At 52.7% G+C, this 18,350-nt stretch carries 14 protein-coding genes; 8 read left to right on the forward strand and 6 right to left on the reverse strand.

The annotated features are described in order from the left end of the window. Nucleotides 1-28: 28 nt before the first annotated feature. The 5 genes from AACY82_RS14100 to AACY82_RS14120 are packed head-to-tail and all read left to right on the forward strand — an operon-like array spanning nucleotide 29 to nucleotide 5,313. Entirely contained in the window at nucleotides 29-976 is a 948-nt protein-coding gene (locus AACY82_RS14100; RefSeq protein WP_339617482.1) for a DUF58 domain-containing protein, read from the forward strand. A gap of 2 nt (nucleotides 977-978) precedes the next feature. After that, nucleotides 979-1,458 carry a DUF4381 domain-containing protein gene (locus tag AACY82_RS14105; RefSeq protein WP_339617484.1) on the forward strand — a complete coding sequence of 160 codons (480 nt, stop codon included), beginning with the start codon at nucleotides 979-981 and terminating at the stop codon, nucleotides 1,456-1,458. Beyond that, nucleotides 1,455-2,441: a VWA domain-containing protein gene (locus AACY82_RS14110; RefSeq protein WP_339617485.1), complete on the forward strand. Its 987-nt coding sequence runs from the start codon at nucleotides 1,455-1,457 to the stop codon at nucleotides 2,439-2,441. The genes AACY82_RS14105 and AACY82_RS14110 overlap by 4 nt, the downstream gene beginning before the upstream one ends. Beyond that, a complete protein-coding gene (locus AACY82_RS14115) occupies nucleotides 2,438-4,087 on the forward strand; it encodes a VWA domain-containing protein (RefSeq protein WP_339617486.1) in 1,650 nt (549 codons plus the stop codon). Before AACY82_RS14110 ends, AACY82_RS14115 begins: the two co-directional genes overlap by 4 nt. Next, nucleotides 4,084-5,313 carry a hypothetical protein gene (locus AACY82_RS14120; RefSeq protein WP_339617487.1) on the forward strand — a complete coding sequence of 410 codons (1,230 nt, stop codon included), beginning with the start codon at nucleotides 4,084-4,086 and terminating at the stop codon, nucleotides 5,311-5,313. Before AACY82_RS14115 ends, AACY82_RS14120 begins: the two co-directional genes overlap by 4 nt. Nucleotides 5,314-5,430: 117 nt before the next feature. Here AACY82_RS14120 and AACY82_RS14125 read toward each other — a convergent pair whose 3' ends face one another. Both AACY82_RS14125 and AACY82_RS14130 read right to left on the reverse strand, forming a co-directional pair. Further along, nucleotides 5,431-6,417, reverse strand: coding sequence for an HAD family hydrolase (locus AACY82_RS14125; RefSeq protein WP_339617488.1), 987 nt, complete (start codon nucleotides 6,415-6,417; stop codon nucleotides 5,431-5,433). Nucleotides 6,418-6,522: 105 nt separating this feature from the next. Further along, nucleotides 6,523-8,355 carry a sodium:proton antiporter gene (locus tag AACY82_RS14130; protein WP_339617489.1) on the reverse strand — a complete coding sequence of 611 codons (1,833 nt, stop codon included), beginning with the start codon at nucleotides 8,353-8,355 and terminating at the stop codon, nucleotides 6,523-6,525. Between the two features lie 112 nt (nucleotides 8,356-8,467). Between AACY82_RS14130 and AACY82_RS14135 the strand changes: the two genes are divergently transcribed. Both AACY82_RS14135 and AACY82_RS14140 read left to right on the forward strand, forming a co-directional pair. Then, entirely contained in the window at nucleotides 8,468-8,908 is a 441-nt protein-coding gene (locus tag AACY82_RS14135; protein WP_339617490.1) for an acyl-CoA thioesterase, read from the forward strand. 29 nt (nucleotides 8,909-8,937) lie between these two features. Next, nucleotides 8,938-9,297: a DUF6164 family protein gene (locus tag AACY82_RS14140; protein ID WP_339617491.1), complete on the forward strand. Its 360-nt coding sequence runs from the start codon at nucleotides 8,938-8,940 to the stop codon at nucleotides 9,295-9,297. 60 nt (nucleotides 9,298-9,357) lie between these two features. Here AACY82_RS14140 and AACY82_RS14145 read toward each other — a convergent pair whose 3' ends face one another. The 3 genes from AACY82_RS14145 to AACY82_RS14155 form a co-directional block, all read right to left on the reverse strand. Continuing rightward, complete coding sequence (locus tag AACY82_RS14145; protein WP_339617492.1) at nucleotides 9,358-10,179, reverse strand: peptidylprolyl isomerase; 822 nt, start codon at nucleotides 10,177-10,179, stop codon at nucleotides 9,358-9,360. Between the two features lie 250 nt (nucleotides 10,180-10,429). Beyond that, nucleotides 10,430-11,374: a peptidylprolyl isomerase gene (locus tag AACY82_RS14150; protein WP_339617493.1), complete on the reverse strand. Its 945-nt coding sequence runs from the start codon at nucleotides 11,372-11,374 to the stop codon at nucleotides 10,430-10,432. A 107-nt stretch (nucleotides 11,375-11,481) separates the two neighbouring features. Then, on the reverse strand, nucleotides 11,482-14,535 hold the full coding sequence (locus tag AACY82_RS14155; protein WP_339617532.1) for an FAD-binding and (Fe-S)-binding domain-containing protein: 3,054 nt from the start codon (nucleotides 14,533-14,535) through the stop codon (nucleotides 11,482-11,484). 446 nt (nucleotides 14,536-14,981) lie between these two features. On the opposite strand from AACY82_RS14155, the gene AACY82_RS14160 reads away from it, so the two are divergent. Further along, nucleotides 14,982-15,980 (forward strand): hypothetical protein, encoded by a 999-nt coding sequence (locus AACY82_RS14160; RefSeq protein WP_339617494.1) that lies wholly within the window; start codon nucleotides 14,982-14,984, stop codon nucleotides 15,978-15,980. A 95-nt stretch (nucleotides 15,981-16,075) separates the two neighbouring features. On the opposite strand, the gene bglX is transcribed toward AACY82_RS14160, so the two are convergent. Continuing rightward, the gene (bglX, locus tag AACY82_RS14165; RefSeq protein ID WP_339617495.1) at nucleotides 16,076-18,343 is read right to left on the reverse strand and encodes a beta-glucosidase BglX; all 2,268 of its coding nucleotides are present in this window, start codon (nucleotides 18,341-18,343) and stop codon (nucleotides 16,076-16,078) included. Nucleotides 18,344-18,350 lie beyond the last annotated feature (7 nt).

The following is an 18,350-nucleotide window of genomic DNA, read 5'->3' on the forward strand; positions in this document are numbered from 1 at the left end:
TCTGTATAACCCCAAAGCGGATGGCCATATGAAGGATCAAGCCGAAACCAATACGACATTAGATACGCGTATTTACACAGACTTCTCCCACCTAAAAGGCTTGCAAAGACAAGCACGAAAGTTGAATTTTTTGCCCCGGCATAATAGCAAAAGTATTTTGTCCGGACGCCACGGCTCACGTATTCGCGGGCGTGGGTTAAGCTTTGAAGAGCTGCGCGATTACCGTATCGGCGATGATATTCGCACTATCGATTGGCGCGTTACCGCCCGTACGGGTGTACCCCATGTGCGCGTTTACGCCGAAGAAAAAGACCGCTCGGCGGTATTGATTGTCGATCAGCGTATCAATATGTTTTTTGGTACTAAACGTAATATGAAGTCGGTGACGGCTAGTGAGGCGGCGGCAATTTGCGCTTATCGTATATTTGCGCAAGGTGATCGTGTTGGCGCAGTGCTGTTTAACGACACCGAGGTTAAGTCGTTCAAGCCCAGTAAACGAGTACAAATGGTCGAGCAAATTGTGCGTGAGTTGAGTGATTTAAACCTTCAACTTAATAGCAATTTAGCCACACCAAAGCAAAAAATGCACTTAAATCATCCGCTGGAGGCCGCCGCGCGGCTTGTTCGGCATGATCAGCTGATAATCGTGATCAGTGACTTTGCTGAAATTGACGAAGCCACCGAGCAGTATCTAAGCCAGATGGCGGCCCATAATGATGTGGTTTTGGCACTGGTGAGCGACCCTATCTCACTGCAGGTGCCGGCGGGGGTTCAGTTGCCGGTCAGTGACGGTGAAAAGCAAATGACACTGGATACCCGCCGCGATGTCACGCAGCAAACCTTACAAAAGAGTTTTTCTAAGCGGCGGGCGACGGTTTTAAACTGGCAAGAGCAATTAAACATTACCGTGTTAGAGTTAAACACCGCTGCCGATACTTTGAGTCAGTTTATGCAAGCTTTTGCGGTGCGGAGGTAGTCATGGAGAGCCAGGAAGAGCTGCAAAAACTAGAGCTTTACCAGCTGTACGACAGAATGGAGCCTTTAGTGGCTGCAAGTCCAGTGGCGAAAATTCCCGAGGGACCCGGTTGGTGGGTACTGTTAGCGCTAATCCTTGGTATTATCGCCATCGCCATTGGGTGGAAGTTTTATCGCCGCTATCAAAATCGCTATCGCTATTACGCCATCACCGAAATTAATTCGTTGCCAGAGGATTTTAGTCCGTGGCAAGTCAGTGCTATTTTAAAACGCTGCGCCTTAACTGAGTTTCCTCGCCAGCAAGTGGCCTCTTTAACCGGTAGCCATTGGACTGAGTTTTTAAATCGCCACTACCCCAATGGGCCGGACCTTCCTGACTTTAATCAGTTGCAAAAAGGCAACCCTGAAAAGGAAGGTTTTGATCGCCTTCAGCTTAAGCAACAAGCCATTGACTGGTTAACTGGCTTTAAGGTGGCATTATGATTGTGTTTAAGCACTTATGGCTACTGTGTCTTCTTCCTTTGCCGTTATTGCTGTACTTTTTGCTTCCTGCGTTTAGACAAAAAACGCTGGCGGTACGTATCCCCTTTTTTTCTTTGGCGGCCGAGGCCAGTGGCGCAAAAGTTGCCGCTGGCAGTCAGGTGTATCGCAAAGGTGTATTAGATGTTTTATTGGCGGCACTCGTGTGGGGCGCTCTGGTGGCCGCCCTTGCTAAGCCTGTGGCATTGGGGGAGCCGGTTACTGAACAAATCATTACACGAGACATAATGTTGGCGATTGATTTATCCGGCTCTATGGAAGAGCGTGATTTTCCCGATCAGTCCGGCGAGTTAATTGGGCGCTTAGATGCTGTAAAAGGCGTGGTGTCGCAATATATTGCCGAGCGACAGAATGACCGCATTGGTTTAATCGTGTTTGGTTCCCGCGCGTACTTGCAGGCGCCTTTTACCCGGGACCTGGCCAGTGCAGAGCAATTATTAAATGACACCAGTGTTTCAATGGCCGGCCCCCACACGGCTATTGGTGATGCCATAGGGCTTGCGATCAAACATTTCGAGTCGTCCCAGGTGACGGACAAAATATTGATTCTTCTGACTGACGGGGCGGACACCGGATCGCGCATGTCGCCCAGTAATGCCGCCCATGTGGCGAGTCAAGAGGGGCTAAAAGTGTTTACCATCGGTATCGGGGATGAAAACGGTGAAGGCCAGTACCGTGTCGATTTTGATACCTTGCGAAAAATCGCCGCGACCACCGGTGGCGCTTTTTATTCCGCTGAGGACTCCGATGCCCTAACAAACGTTTACCAAGAAATCGATAAAGTTGCCGCTGTAGAAAGTGACCTACCCGTTACCCGGCAAGAAACGTCCTTGGTGCACTGGCCGCTTGCGTTAGCATTGTTGGTGCTGTTAGTGGCAATGCTCAGATTGTGGGCGAGTGCTCATAAGGTGAGGGCTTTGGCATGAGTTTGTTTGGACTTCACTTTCTGCGCCCTTGGTTGTTACTGTTTATTGTCGTGTTTGGACTTTTGTATTGGTTGTCTCGGCGTGCACTGGGCGGGCGGCATCGCTCGAATGAGGTTATCGCACCGCATTTAGTGGCAGCTTTGACACCTAAACAGCGTATGCGCGATAAATTAAAACCCATTGACCTAGTGTTTGGTTTTAGTTTGCTTTTGGCGATTGCGGCCGCAGGGCCGGCGTGGCAACGTGTTACAAGTGATGCGAACCACAAACCACCGGTTGTCGTGGTTCTTAAAGTGAGTCAAAGCATGCTGGCCAATGATATCTTGCCTACCAGGCTGGATCGCGCTAAGCAAAAGATTCGTGATTTACTGCAGTACCGCGCCGGGGCTAAAACCGCACTCATTGTTTACAACGCCACCAGTCATAAAGTGTTACCGATGACGGAAGACAACAATGTGTTTTTACCGTTTATTGAAGCTTTAAACCCTGATGTGATGCCTAGCGGGGCCGGTGATGCGGTGGTTTCGGCGATTGCCAGTGCGCAGCGCGAGCTTGAAAAAGCCGGTGGCGGGGCGATTGTGCTTGCGGCCGATGGCATTGAGCACGCCCAAGTGTCGGCCCTTAATAAGTTGGCCAATCCTTTTGTCTGGTGGCAGTTTGCTACCACGAAAGGTGGGGTTATCGTTACCGATGATGGCAGCATCTTGTCCGAGCCCGGCGGGGCGGCAAAAACTTTTTCTTTGGATGACTCTACGGCCGGTCGTTTGCAGCAAGTGGATGTGCAGAGGTTGACCCTCAACTCACAAGATCTGGTCGAAATCGACCGTGCAGCCAGCGAGCGTTATCGCGAGTGGCAAAGCGCTGATCGTGATACACCGTTGCGCGAGATGACCTGGTACTTTGTTTGGCCCTTGGTGGCATTTGCCGCTCTGTGGTTTAGGCGCGGTTTTATCTCGCGAGATAATCAGCCAAAGCGGCGTTTACCGCATGGCGTTACTCATTTGGCGGTTGTCGGTTTACTCGGGACGTTGGCTTATAGCCCCGCCAGTGAGGCTGAAGTACTTGATTGGTTTTTAAGTCGGGATCAGCAAGGCATGATTGCCTACAACAACAAAGCCTATAAAAAGGCCGCTGGGTTGTTTGATGACCCTATGTGGAAGGGCGCGGCACTTTATGCCTATGGTGATTACACCCACTCGGCGCAAATCTTTGCCACCGTAGGCACGACCGACGGTTTGTATAACCGCGCCAATGCATTGTTTAAGGGGCACCAGTACGAGGCCGCTATCGCGGGGTACAAACAAGTGTTGCAACAACAGCCGGACCATAGCAAAGCCGCGCGCAATTTGGCGCTAGTCGAGGCGGTGTTGCAAAGCTTATTGGATCAAGGTGGTAATGTCGATCTTGAGCAGAGCGTTACAACAGATGTCGATGTTAAAAAGGTTAGTGAGGATGCCGGCGCTGAATCTCAGGATTATCAAGTGACCGACACTTTGAGCGAAGACGCCAAAGATCAGTGGATGCGCAGTGTCGAATCCGATATGAGTGATTTCTTAACGGCAAAGTTCGCCACTGAAGCTGCCTCTGGTAACACCGCTGCCACGCAATCCAGAACAAACGGACAATCTGCGGGGGAAGCGCCATGAGGCGATGCATTCTGCTCTTAAGTTTATGCTCGGTAAGTTTTAGTTGGGCGGCGGCTCAACCTGCCAATGATGGCAATCCCGCTCAACCCGTCCCCGCTTTATCCAGCAGTGTGAATCACCCGGAGGTAACGGTGGGTGAGCCAGTTGTGGTGCGGGTTAAAGTGCTGGTGCCCACTTGGTTTACCAAGCCCGTTTATTTTGATGAGGTGGAAGCGCTTAATGTTATTAGCGTTAGCGTTGATAAAAGCTCTTACCCTACTTCCGAGCGGGTAGGGGCATCGACTTGGTCGGGCGTGATTAAAGAGTACACGTTAATCCCTATGACTGGCGGAAACTACCAGCTGGATCTGCCCACCCTAACGTTGCACTACTTAGGTTCTGATCAAAAAAAACTTACCTTACAGGTAACACCCGATCCGGTAAGCTTTAACGCGGTGGTGCCGGCCGCAGCCGCCTCGTTAAAGCCACTTATCATCGCGCAGGATCTTACTCTTAGCCAAGAGATGAATATTGATCAGCCGGTGGTTGTGGGGCAAAGCTTTAACCGACAAGTAACGGCAACCATCACGGGTACCTCGGCGTTATTTGTACCGCCGCTATTGCAGCAAGCCAATAGCGATAATCTACAGTCCTACCTCCAGAGTCCCCAGGTTAGTGACCGGTATGACTCCGCGAAGGGGCAAGTCTCTGGCACCCGGGTCGATACTCAGGAGTTGGTTGTTGCTGATTCAGGGCAAGTGGTACTGCCGGATATCGCTATTCGCTATTACGATCTGAGCAGCGCAACGGTACGCACCGTCTCGGTAAAAGGGCAGTCGTTTGTGGTGGTTGCCAGCCCCAGTCGGTTTGCCTGGTTGTGGCCGCTGCTGGTTGCTCTGGTTGGGTTGTTGGCGTTGCTGGGCATTGCTTGGTTGCTCTGGCCTAAATGGCAGCTTTATCGGCGCAGTGAGCCGGTAAAGTTTCGTCAGCTATTGTCTTTAAGCCATACTCCAAGCCGGGTTTTACTCACTGAGTTGGAGCACTGGCGGTGCTTTTGGCGTTCGGCCTACCAGTCTTCACCTGAGGCGCGGAACGAGTATCGTGATGTGGTGTTAGAGGTAGAGGCGGCGATTTATTTGGCGCAGCCTGTTGGCACCCATCTAGATCGGCGTTTGCATCAGCACCGCAAAATGTTGCAGCAAATACTGGCGAATCGTCAACAACGTTTGATGCCGCTTAACCCTTAAGGTTATAGGTGGTTGCTGGTGAGCTGCCACGGAACTGTGAGGTGGGTGATAAAGCGGGGCGGTTAACTCAGCGCTGCGAACCGGCAAGTGACATCTCGCCAGTTCGCAGCGCTTTGGTTATGGGGTTTTAGGGTAAACTTTAGCCCAATCTTCTTTCATGTCTACCACTAGCCAGCCACGGCTGGATGCCTGCTTCAACCCTTTATCTAGTTTGCCAATGTGGCTATCGCGATCGTAAGCGAATTCACGCTTGGCGTCGGTGTGATGCACAATCAGCCCAAAACTGGGCAGCTCGTTAGAGCTGCCCCACTCGAGCATCTCAAAGTCACCATCCGAGTTGCCCCCGACAAAAATCGGCTTTTTGCCAATAACGGTTGCTATCCCCACCGGCTTGCCTGGGCCATCGTCCAGAAAGCTAACGTCAGGCTTTTTGGTGATTTGCGGTTTGCCATCGATCAGCTCGTATTGGGCGTGCAGAGCCGTGCCGATAACCTGCTGAGGCGGAATCCCGTAGGCTTTTTCGGAGAATGCGCGAATAAACTGTTGTCCGCCGCCCGATACTATGTAGGTGGTAAAGCCGTTGTCCCGCAGATAGCTTAACAACTCCAGCATAGGCTGATAGATCATGGCGTCGTAACGCATGTTGGTTTTGGGGTGACGAGCGGTGGCGAGCCATTGTTTTACGCTTTGCTGAAACGCCATTACGCTCATGTCAGAGTGAGAGGCGTTGATGACCTCCTGCAGGCCCGACATACCGCCGGCCATAAGTGTTTTTAAGTCGCCCGCCGCGGCCGCTTTTAGGGCGGGTGAGTTAATGAGGCTTGGATCTTTTTTGGCTTTCTCTTTGAGCGTATCGAGGGCGTAGGTTAACTGAAAATATACCGGTTGCTCACTCCACAAAGTGCCGTCGTTATCAAATACGGCGATACGGGCGGCGACGGGTACAAACTGCTCGCTGGTGGGGTCAGTGACGCTAGCAACATATTCAACAATTGCCGTTTTGGCATGGGTGTCGTTCCAAGATGGTAGTGGGTCGGCTGCTGCTTGCAGTACCATACTGCAAGCAAGCAGCCCTGTTAACAATAACCTTACGTTTACGGACATGTTCAATCCCTCGCTGCTAGGTCCAATAACTAAAATAGGCTCTTAGCAGTATAGCGGGTGCCGGAATCTTTGCTAAATGTTAACCAATATTTGTCTCGTGGAACATTATGGCAGGTCAGGCTGCTCGTCGTTGTTCTCGCGAATCTTTGGTTTGGGTTCGCGAATCAGGCTGAGAAGCACCCAGTCTTTTGCCGGTTCTAGGGTTTCGCCCGCAATAAACGGTTTAAGCTTGCCTTTATCTGTCACGGCAAATAGCAACTGCGACCCGCCCTGACGGCGGAACTCTTCCATCGTAAATTCTTCGGTGAGTCGGGTGGCTCTGATTTCGGCGCCGCTGCCAATCAAGCTGGCGAGTTTGGCGTAGGTTAAATCCTCGCTAAACAATGGAGCGCCTTTTAAGGTCGAGGCCACTTGGTGTTTTTCGGCTTTGTTGTTGTCGGCGCTGGTGCGGATCGAGAAGATGTGCCGCTCGCCAAACTCACTGCGAAAGTGCATTCCGGCAATCACATTGAGTTCGCGCAGCGGCGAGAGCGCAATCAGGTTGCCAATGCCGGTTAGCTCTAAGCGTTGGGTGGCAAACTCAGATACCGGATTGCCGTAAAAGGTTTTAAGTCCTGCCATCCGTGCCAGGCGAATGTTGTCCCAGTTGGAATCGCACACCACCACCGGTAAATCTTGCTGTTGCAGAGCCTTGCCAATGCTGCGCGCCACTTGATTGGCGCCTTGTATCAATACGCCGCGAGGCTCTGGTTCGACAATGCCCAGTAGCTTGGCCAAAGGCCGGGAGGTGGCGCTTTGAAATACCACTGTGCCTAAAATAACAGCAAAGGTTAGCGGCACTAAAAGGTCGGCGTCTTCGACACCGCTCTCGGCTAAACGTAACGCAAACAGGGCCGATACGGCGGCCGCGACAATACCTCGCGGCGCGATCCAGCCCAGCAACACCCGTTCGCGAATTTTAATGTTCGACCTAAAAGTTGCCAGCGCCACTGAGATTGGCCGCGCAATAAACTGGATGACGAGTAGCAGTAACAGGCACGGGATGGTCATAATCCCGATCAGTTGCTCTAGTGGCAGGCGCGCCGCTAGGATAATAAACAGCCCGGAGATAAATAAAATGGTAAGGTTTTCTTTAAAATTAAGGATGTTGTGAATATGCACCCCGCGCATATTACCCAGCCACATTCCCATTACGGTGACGCCCAGCAGGCCGGATTCGTGTGCCAGGTGGTTACAAAGCGTAAACACCATAAATACTAGGCTTAAGGTGGCGAGGTTTTGTAGATATTCGGGCAAGCGGCGTCGTGCTAAGATTTTGCCTAATGCGTAGCCTGCCGCGGCGCCACCGGCAAGGCCCACGACGATGATTTCTAAAAACAGTAGTAGGCTCTGGCTGAAAGCTTTGGCGCCACTTTGGGTCACGATAAACTCGTACACCACAACCACCAGCAGGGCGCCGATTGGGTCGATGATAATGCCCTCCCAGCGCAAAATGTTGGCGACTTTCTCGGATGGGCGTACGGTGCGTAGTAGCGGGGTGACAACGGTGGGGCCGGTCACCACCATTAGCGCGCCAAACAGAATCGACAGTTGCCAGCTAAGGCCGAACAGTTCGTGGGCGGTAACGGCGACAATGAGCCAAGTGACGGGCGCAGCCACGGTAATCATCCGTTGCACAACTTTGCTGGTGCTGCCCAACTCTTGAAAGTTAAGGGTTAAGCTGCCCTCAAACAGAATGACCGCCACCGCAAGAGATACCAGCGGAAACAGCAGTTCGCCAAAAATCTCGTCGGGATTTAGCCAGCCAAGACCGGGGCCTAAAATTAGGCCAGCAATCAGTAAAAACAAGATGGCTGGCAGGCGGGCTTTCCAGGCGCCCCACTGGCAGGCGAGCGCGGCAATTCCGATAATGGCAATTGCCATGGCTGAGTCGTGCATAAAACATCCTTGGGGTGTGCGGTGAGCGATTGTCTCTTGGCTACTCATCATAGCCGATAGCGTCTAAAATGGCGAAAGGCATCACTACGCATCAACAAAGAAGGAGTTGTCCGTGACCGATCGCGAAGATTTTTTAGGTAGTTTTCCGGTAACCATCGAAATCGATGTGCAATGGGGTGAGATGGATGCTTTTGGCCACGTGAATAATGTGGTGTATTTGCGTTATTTTGAATCGGCCCGCATTGCCTATATGCGCCGTATGAGCCAAAAAGGCGTGTTTGATACCGGGCAGATTATACCGGTGTTGGCCGAAACAGCCTGCCGTTACCGCCGGCCGGTGCGCTACCCCGATCGCCTGATAGTGGGTTGCACCATCACCGAGGTGCACGAGCACGGTTTCTCGCAGGAGTACGAAATTTACAGTGATGAGCAGGGCGAGGTGGTTGCCACCGGCGTGGGCCGTATTGTCTTGCTGGATAAACGCTCGCAACAAAAATCACTGGTAGCGCCCGAGCTACACTCCGAAATTAAGCTGATAGAGTCTTCAACTTAGCAAGCAACTTAAAACCAGCAAGGTGCACTTTGCCACAATTATTAATGCGAACCACCGGCGCCAGCGCCGAAGAAGTCGACGGGCTTATTGAGTTATTACAAAACCAGGGTATTGCTTGCTATACCACTCAGGCCGGCCGCTGGCGTTTGGGGGTGGATGGCCTATGGCTTGTGAATGATAAAGATGTAACAAGGGCGCGGGAGCTTGGCGGAGAGTTTCAGTACCATTTTAGCCAAGAGTCGCGCGCCGACTTTGAGCGCCGGTTAGCCGAGGGCACGGCCCCAACCTTTGCCAGTCAACTGCGGCAAAGGCCGTTGGTGGTAATCGGCACGCTGCTGGCTATTGCGGCCATCGCTATGTTGTCGTTGTTGCCTTTATTACTTGGCTGAAGTGCTCGGTTGACTCAATAGGCTCGAGCCCGCCGAGCATCACATTAGGTTTGCGCTGAATTAACGCTGGCGGCTAACGCGGCGCGCGATACCCGCACCCAGCAGGCCCAATAACATCAGCCAGCTGACACTACCGCCGCCACCGCCACCGCCACCGCCACCGTTATTGCCGCCATTGTCTGGCTCGCTGTCATCGCGGGTGGTGGGCATGGGGTCTAAATCGGCCGCGGTATCCACGGCGGCGTCGAGAACGACGATGTTTTGTACCAGAACGATATGGTCTTCAGTAATTGTCGTTTGATTAGCAAGGTCCTCATCGGTAAAATTACGCAGCGGAAATTCCGCGAAGGCTGCACTAGAGGCGCTAAAGTCTTCAGTTCGTAGTTCTGCTATTGCATCAATTATAGCCATACCATTGCCGGTTACTTCGCCAAATACGGTAAAACCACCGTTTTGGGAGTCGAGGTTACCGCTGTTATCGTCGAGATTAAAAAACCACTGATTAGTACCTGTACTAGGGCCTGCGTTGGTTTTGGCTACAGCAATAGTGCCTCGCTGATTGGATAGCAACGGCTCGTTTTGAACGGGGTCATTGGCCTCAATCACCGAAAATTTATCTTCTTCCTGGTCAAAGCTAAAACCTCCACCTTGGACAATAAATCCAGGTACAGAGCGATGCATAAAGCTATCGCTATAGGCTCCGGCTTCCACATACGCCAAAAAGTTTGCCACCGTCTCGGGGGTGGTCTCATCGTAAAGGTTCACCTCAAAATCGCCCATAACCGTCTGAAACTGGACGATAGTGGCTTGGCTGGCGGCGCTGGCGCCTAATAGTGCGGTTGCCAAGGTAAGGCCGGCAGCGGCTTTGGATAAATGACCCATTGTGAATCTCCACGGTAATATTATGAGTATTAAAAATCGCTATAACGCGATGGTGCTCTTATAAGGCGTAAACCATACCAGAGCGCCAATGGGAGAAATGTTAGAAAATGTAGTGGTTTGCTAGGATGCGTGATTATCCACATCCTAGCGAGAGCTTAACGAGGCCTCCAAACCATCCACCATTTGTACAGCTGTGAGCTAGGCGCTACCGCTGTATCTGAAGCCGATGTCTGGAGGCTTTTCTATGCCTTTAAGGTGCGGCGGTCGTCGCTTGTAACGGTTTTTTGCTGCCCATTCTGCGGGCGATACCTGCACTCAATAATGCCACGAGCATCAGCCAGCTGGCGCTACCGCCACCACCGGAGCTGCCACCGCTGTTTGAGGGCGCGGGTACTACGCTACTGGAGCTAACCGAGCTGCTGGAGCTGACAGAAGTATCAGAGCTACTAATGCTGCTCGAACTTGTAGAATTGTTGAAATTAACAGAACTGCTGGCATTAATGGCGCTGCTGCTACTCGAACTGCTTGAGGTAGAACTTACGCTAGAGGCGGTGGTGGTGCCTAGAACCATAATGTTTTTGATCAGCATTAGGTTGTCCTCTGTTAGAGGAACCTTATTGTTTAGGTCACTGTTGCTAACGTTACGTAGCGGCAGTTCTTTGAAGGCACCGTTGGTTGCTCGGGAATCGCCGATCTTTAGTGCGGCAATATCATCGACAATATCCATGCCCTCGCCGGTTACCTTGCCAAAGACCGTAAAGCCACCGTCTATTGAGTCTAAGAAGTCGTTGCTATCTTCTAGGTTAATAAACCATTGGCTGGTCGCGCTGTTCGGTTGGCCGGGCAGTTTGGCCATGGCGATGGTGCCGCGGGTGTTGGAGAAAAACGGCTCATTTTTAATAGAATCGTTTTGAATAATGCGTTCGATTTGACTGTTTTCTATATCAAAGGTAAAGCCGCCACCTTGAAGGATAAAGTCGTTATCCAAACGGTGAAAAATAGAATCCGTGTAGGCGCCGGCCTCAACATACTCTAAAAAGTTTGCTGTGGTGATCGGGGTCTTTTCATCATACAGCTCGACTTCAAAATCTCCCAGTACGGTTTGAAACTGAACGGTAGTGGCGTGACTGTGTAGGCCAATCCCTAAAAGGGCCGCCAAGGTAAAACATCCGGCCAATTTTGATGCATAACCCATTGTGTAACTCCGTTTAAATAGTTTAGTTAAACTTGTTAACGCATGCAGCGACTCGGGTAGAGCTAAGCCCTGCCCGAGTCGCTGCAAAAATAATAGTCAGTGTGAATTTAGCCCTGATAGGAACCGAGCAGCACCTGCAAGGGGTGGGGCAGACGCTGATCCTGAATGCGTTTAACCTGACTGCGGCAGGAGTAGCCGGTGGCGGTGAGCTTGCCGCTGTTGGCCGGCTCAGTAACAACCGCCTCCCAGCTTTGCGAGAAGATCTTTTTCGAGGTTGCCACGTTCGCCGCCTCGTGGCCGTAGGTGCCGGCCATACCGCAGCAACCGGTCTCAAGCACGTTTAGCTCTTGCCCCAAGGCCACATACACGGTTTGCCAATCTTTAATAGAGGCAGCGGCGTTGGTTTTTTCGGTGCAGTGGGCCAGCAGTTTGTAATCGCTTTTAGCAAACAGTGCGGTGGCCTCGGTTAAATCTTGCGCGGCCAGCCACTCTTGGATCAGCGCCACCTTGGGGGCTTTGTCGCCCAGCACTTTTTGATACTCGCTGCGATAGGCGAGTGTCATGGAGGGCTCTAGCCCCACCAGCGAGATACCCGTACCGGCCAGCGCATTAAGCATGGCGGCGTTGTTGTTGGCGGCTTTGGCAAAGGCCTTTAAAAACCCGTGTACATGCAGCGGCTTACCGTTGGGTTTAAAGGGTGCCAGCATGGGATTAAAGCCGAGTATTTTTAACAGCTTTAAGCTGTCTAGCACCAGCTCGGTTTCAAAGTAACTGGTAAAGGCATCTTGCACCACAATAACGGTTTTGGCTTTTTGTTCGGCGTTTAACGTGGCAATGTTTTGCGCGCTGGCGTAACGCACGTTTACATCGCGCAGGGCTTTGTCTAAGTCGACGCCGGTTAGCAGCGGGCTGTCTACCATGCCGGCTACTTTGGCTAGCATTTTTTGACTAATCTTGGGCTTCATGACGCCGTTGTACAACCAGGGTACTCGTACCATGGTGGGCATAATGTATTCCAGCGCGCCGATAAAATAATCTTTTAGCGGGCGCAAATAACGGCCGTAATACAGCTCTAAAAACTTTGAGCGAAACTCGGGCACGTCGACTTTAATGGGGCACTGACCAACGCAGGATTTACAGGCCAAGCAGCCCTGCATGGATTCGTTTACCTCGTGAGAGAAATCGTATTGGCCGCGCTTTTTGTTGATGGTGTTTTTGATGCGTGCCGGCAGTGACAAGACCGCATTGCGCTCGCGGTTGGCTTTTGCCTCTTGCACCGCGTTAACCTCGCGCTCGCTTAATTGTTTTAACCACTCGCGCACTAACGATGACCGGCCTTTGGGCGAGTGAATACGCTCGCGGGTGGCTTTGTACGAGGGGCACATGGCATCGTTGGGGTTCCAGTTAAAGCAAGCGCCGTTGCCGTTGCAGTGCATGCCCTCGGCGTAGCCTTCCCATACCTCGACGGCAATTTTACGGTCTTGTTGGCCGCGGGTGGTGACGCCGTCGATGCTCAATAGCGATATCTCAGCATTGGGCGTGGCAATTTTGCCGGGGTTTAGCTGGTTGTGCGGATCAAACGCGGCTTTGATTTTTTGCAGTTGCGGATACAGTTCGCCAAAAAACTTAGGCGCGTACTCCGAGCGCACGCCTTTACCGTGCTCGCCCCACAGTAGGCCGTGATATTTTTGTGTTAAGTCAGCCACTTGGTCGGATATCACTCGCACCAGCTTTTCTTGCTCGGGGTCTTTCATGTCGATCGCGGGGCGCACGTGCAGCACACCGGCGTCCACATGGCCGAACATGCCGTAGGCTAAGTTGTGGCTGTCGAGTAAGGCGCGAAACTCCAAAATAAAATCGGCTAAATGTTCGGGCGGTACAGCCGTATCCTCAACAAAGGGTATCGGCCGCGCTTCGCCTTTGGCGTTGCCTAAAAGCCCGACGGCTTTTTTGCGCATGCCCCAAATTTTGCCCACGGCGGCGTTGCCCATGGCCACCGAATAACCGATACGGCCGGTGCTTTCTCGCACTGAGTCGTTCATGGCGTCCAGCGTATCGGTCAGGCGCTTTATGCCCTCGGCTAAGGCCTCGTCGCTGTCGGCGGTGTACTCGACTAAGTTAATGCCTTTAATGTCTTCGCCCGGTACCGGCGGGAAGAACTCGCTCACGCTGTGCCAGACGATATCGTTCATGGCCAGGTTCAGCACTTTAGAGTCTACAGTCTCAATCGATGTAGGGCCGGCTTTCATCAACTCGGTAGCGTCGCGCAGCGCGGCGTTAAAATCCCGGTAGTTAACATTCACCAACGCCGAACACTCGGGGATGGGCAGAACATTCAACTTGGCTTCGGCAATAAAGCCTAAGGTGCCCTCGCTGCCGCACAATACGCTGTTGAGGTTAAATTCGCCCTCGTCGGTGCGGATATGGGCTAAATCGTAGCCGGTAAGGCAACGGTTGAGCTTGGGGAATTTGGCGTCAATTAACGCAGCGTGTTGGCGCTGAATATCGTCCACCAGCCGTACTACATCGCCCACCCGGTCGCTGCGGTTGCGCAGCGCCGCCAGGGCAGTATCGTCCAGGGGCGCCGAGTCGCATACGCTGCCGTCCAGCAATACGGTTTTAAGCTCCAGTACATGGTCGCGGGTTTTGCCGTATAGGCACGAGCCCTGACCCGACGCATCGGTGTTGATCATGCCGCCGATGGTGGCGCGGTTACTGGTGGATAGCTCCGGCGCAAAAAACAATCCGTAAGGTTTTAATGCGGCGTTTAGTTGATCTTTAACCACGCCCGTTTGTACCCGTACCCAGCGCTCGGCCTGGTTAATCTCCAGTATCTGGTTCATGTGGCGGGAGATATCCACCACCAAACCGTCAGTCAGCGATTGGCCGTTGGTGCCGGTGCCACCGCCGCGGGGGCTGAGCACCATCTGCTTAAACTCGTCGCGCTCACTGAGTGTGGCCAAGATCACCAAGTCGTTTATGTTGCGCGGGTACACCACGCCCTGGGGCAGTACCTGATAAATCGAGTTGTCGGTCGCCAGCACCGTGCGGTTAGCGTAATCCGGGTTTAGGTCGCCGGCAAAGCCGCGATCTTGCAGCGCCTCGATAAAGGCTAAATAAACCGATTGGACAGGGGACGTTTCGCGAATACGGGGGATCATAGGGCTCGGAATCAATAGAGAGTGTAGATGCCGGTATTTTACGGGGTCGGGGCGCTTAGAGCCAGCGGCTTTGCGCCCGACCATGCAAACGCTGGAATCTTGCGCAATGCAGCTGGTAAAAGGGCGGCACTACTGCTGGAGGCTTAGGGTTTTGTGTTGCTCTTAATGACCGCGCAGTACGGATAACGCGGATGGCGGCATTTTGGTGATATTGGCGTAATTTTAATGATTTTTTAGGTGTATATCCGGCAATTTGTATCGCTATAGCCCAACCAAAAAACGGATGTGGGTCGCTCCATATTTTTACGCATAATTAAGCATGGCCGTGCCGATATTTCGTTCGCGCGGGCTAAACCCCTTGTTTACCTTTGCCTGTAATGCCCTGTAATGGCGCCTGTCGGTACGCTGTATTAGCGTCGTGGTTTGGTTCCTGCCGGAGAACGACAATGAGTGTTGTCAATGTAGCTGCCTATTGCAGCGGTGATTTTGGGCCAGGGAGGTGTAAAAAGCACATCGCGGACGTGCAAAAAAGCGGTTTAACAACGGTGATTCTGTGGTCGTTGCATGTCGGTCGATCGGGGGATGTGAACCCTTTTGAATGTAAGGCCATTGCGGGCCAAACGTGGGGGGAGCTGGTGTTTAACGATGGCGATGTACGCATCGTGAACGGTGATACCTTTAATCCAGGCAATAATCCTGCGGTGGCCGATTGGCCCCGCGACTTGCTTAAGATGAAACAAAACGGCAGTCAGGTGAGTAAGATTTTTCTCTCGATGGGTGGCTGGGGCGTGTGTGACTTTCAGACTATCGAGTATATGCTGGAACACGGCATGGGCGATTTACTGCGGCGCAATTTTCATACGCTGCGCGAGGCGTTTACCTTCAATGGCGAATGCGTTATTGACGGCATTGATCTGGATAACGAGGAGCCGGTAAAGGCCAGCACCATTACCGATTTTTGCGAGATATTGTTTGAATTGGGCTTTGAGGTGACTTTTTGCCCCTACCGCAACCCCACTGAGTGGCAAGGCTATATGCAAACCTTGTGGGATAAAGGCCACCGGGTCAGTTGGTGGAATTTACAGTGCTACTCGGGCGGCGCCGAAAACCTCGACGAGCTAGAGCCATGGATTAATGCTGTGTCGCAGGTGGTGGGCAAAGGGCGGGGCGCCTCTTATATTGTGGCCGGGCTGGCGGTGCGCGGCGCGAGTGATTCAAATCCACAAGAGTGCCCGTTTGGTTTGGGCGGCGTGTGCGAGTCACTGGCCAGCGTCAGTAAGTACAATTTAGCGGGAGGCTTTTTGTGGAAGTACGATGATGTATTGCACAATACGCAGCCTTGCTCGGGCGCGGTTCCCACCGTGTCAGATTATACCCAAGCTATACGCGACGGGCTCACCAACCAGTGCGCAGTCACCTCTTATGGAGTTGCGGGGTTGGTGTAAGCTTTTATCCGATACGTTACCCAAAAAAAGCCGGATGCCCCCCTTGGTGCATCCGGCTTTTTAGGTTGGGCGTGTATGAGCCTTATTTTATGTTGTTAGTGATCAACCACGGTAAATTCGCCTTGCAACCCAGAGGCGGAATCTTGGGCGATCCAAAGGTTAAACTTACCCGGCTCGGTCACTAACTGCATATCGCGGTTGTGGAACGCGAGTTGGCTGGTGGGCAGGGTGAACGCAACGGTTTTTGATTCGCCGGGCGCCAGGGTTACCCGTTTAAAGCCTTTAAGCTCACGCACCGGGCGGGTGCGACTGCCGACCACATCTTGCACATAAAGCTGAACCACTTCGGTGGCGGCGACTTTACCGGTATTTTTAATCACAGCACTGGCTTTTACCGTGCCGCCCATACTCACTTTTGCGGTTTCGACGTTTAAATCTGAGTAGTCAAAATTGGTGTAGGTTAAGCCGTAACCAAACGGATACTCAGGTGTGTGGCCATAATCTAAGTGGTTAGACGAGTTGCCGGGCACGTGCTGGAATACACCAATTTCGATATCCGCAATACGGGTGTAATTATCATCGGTGGCTGGGCGGCCGGTGGCCATGTGGTTGTAGTACACCGGTATTTGCCCTTCGCCTTTGGGCCAGGTGATGGGCAGGCGACCCACCGGCGAGTAATCGCCGTACAGCACATCAACCAGCGCCGGACCGGCCATGGTGCCTGGGTGCCACGCCATCATAATGGCATCCGATTGTTCGCGAATAGCGCCAAGTTCAATGGGCCGGCCCGCCATAATAACCGTCACTAACGGCTTGCCGGTTTCACTTAAAGCAGTAACCAGCGCTTGTTGCGCACCGGGCAGAGCAATGTCGCCACGGCTGTGACCTTCACCGGATAAAATCGACTCTTCACCGCCTACGTACACAATCACGTCGGCCTTTTTAGCGGCCTTAACCGCGTCTTTAAAGCCTTTGGTGCTTGTGTCGCGGCTGTAGTCTAAACCTTTTACAAAGGTAAACTGGCTGTCGCCACCCAGGTAGTCTTTGAGCGCCGGCACTAAGGGGTGCGAATCTTTTTTGTTGCCGTTGTAAATCCAAGTGCCTAATTGCTCGTGGGGCACATTGGCCAAGGGGCCGATTAAGGCGATTTTGGTTTTTTTGGTGAGCGGTAAAAGGTTGTTGTCGTTTTTAAGCAATACAAAACTCTGACGCGCGGCATCGCGAGCGGCCGCTAAGTGGTCATCGCTTAAAATAATCTCATTGCGGTTGCCCCGTGGGTAGGGGTTATCCCACAAACCTAAACGCATTTTGATGCGCAACATATGACGCACAGCGGTATTGAGTTTTTCTTCGGTAAACTTGCCCTCTTTAATCAGTTCGGGCAGGTGTTTACGGAAGGTGTCAGTGTGCATCTCAAAGTCGACACCGCCATTCGCGGTAAGCTCGGCGGCGTGTTTTGCATCGCGCGCGTAGCCGTGGGGAATCATTTCCATCACCGCGTTCCAGTCGCTCACCACAAAACCATCAAAGCCCCATTCATCGCGCAAGATGGTTTTTAGGGCAAAGTCGTTGGCGGTAGCGGGCACATCGTTGAGCGTGTTGTACGAGCTCATAACCGTCATTAGGCCAGCATCGACGTTGGCTTTAAACGGTGGCAGGTACATGTCCCGCAAGGTCGCTTCGGGAATGTAGGCGGCGTTGTAATCGCGGCCGCCCTCGGCTGCGCCGTAGCCGACAAAGTGCTTGGCCGAGGCGGCCATGGCGTCGGTGCGGGTGGGGTCGTCGGTTTGAAAACCGCGGGTCATGGCAACGCCCAAGGTCGAGGTCAGGTACGGATCTTCACCCAGAGTTTCGGCGATACGGCCCCAGCGCGGGTCGTGCGAGATATCAATCATCGGCGCAAACGTCCAGCGGATACCGTCGGCGGTGGCTTCTTCGGCGGCCACGCGCGCGCCTTGCTCAATCAGTTCGGGGTTCCAGCTGGCGGCCTGACCCAGTGGGATCGGGAAGATGGTCTCGTAGCCGTGAATAACGTCCTGTCCAAAAATAAGCGGGATACCATTGCGGCTTTCTTCTACGGCTAATTTTTGCAAGTCGGCAAAGGCGTTGCCTTCGGCGGAGGAGAAGTTAACGTTTAAAAAACCGCCCACTTCACCATCGCGAATTTGCTGTTTGATATCGGCGAGTGATTCACCACTGTACATACCAAAGTCGCGCAGCGCGAGCTGGCCGATTTTTTCTTTTTGCGTCATTTTGCCCAGCAGCGCATCGATGCGCTGTTCGATCTCGGCATCGGTGGCGGCCTGTGCCAGTGGCACGGCTGCGATAAGCGCCGGCAAGCAATAGGTTAAGAGTTTTTTCATGGTGGAC

The organism is uncultured Gilvimarinus sp. (assembly GCF_963972205.1).
Classification (GTDB): domain Bacteria; phylum Pseudomonadota; class Gammaproteobacteria; order Pseudomonadales; family Cellvibrionaceae; genus Gilvimarinus; species Gilvimarinus japonicus.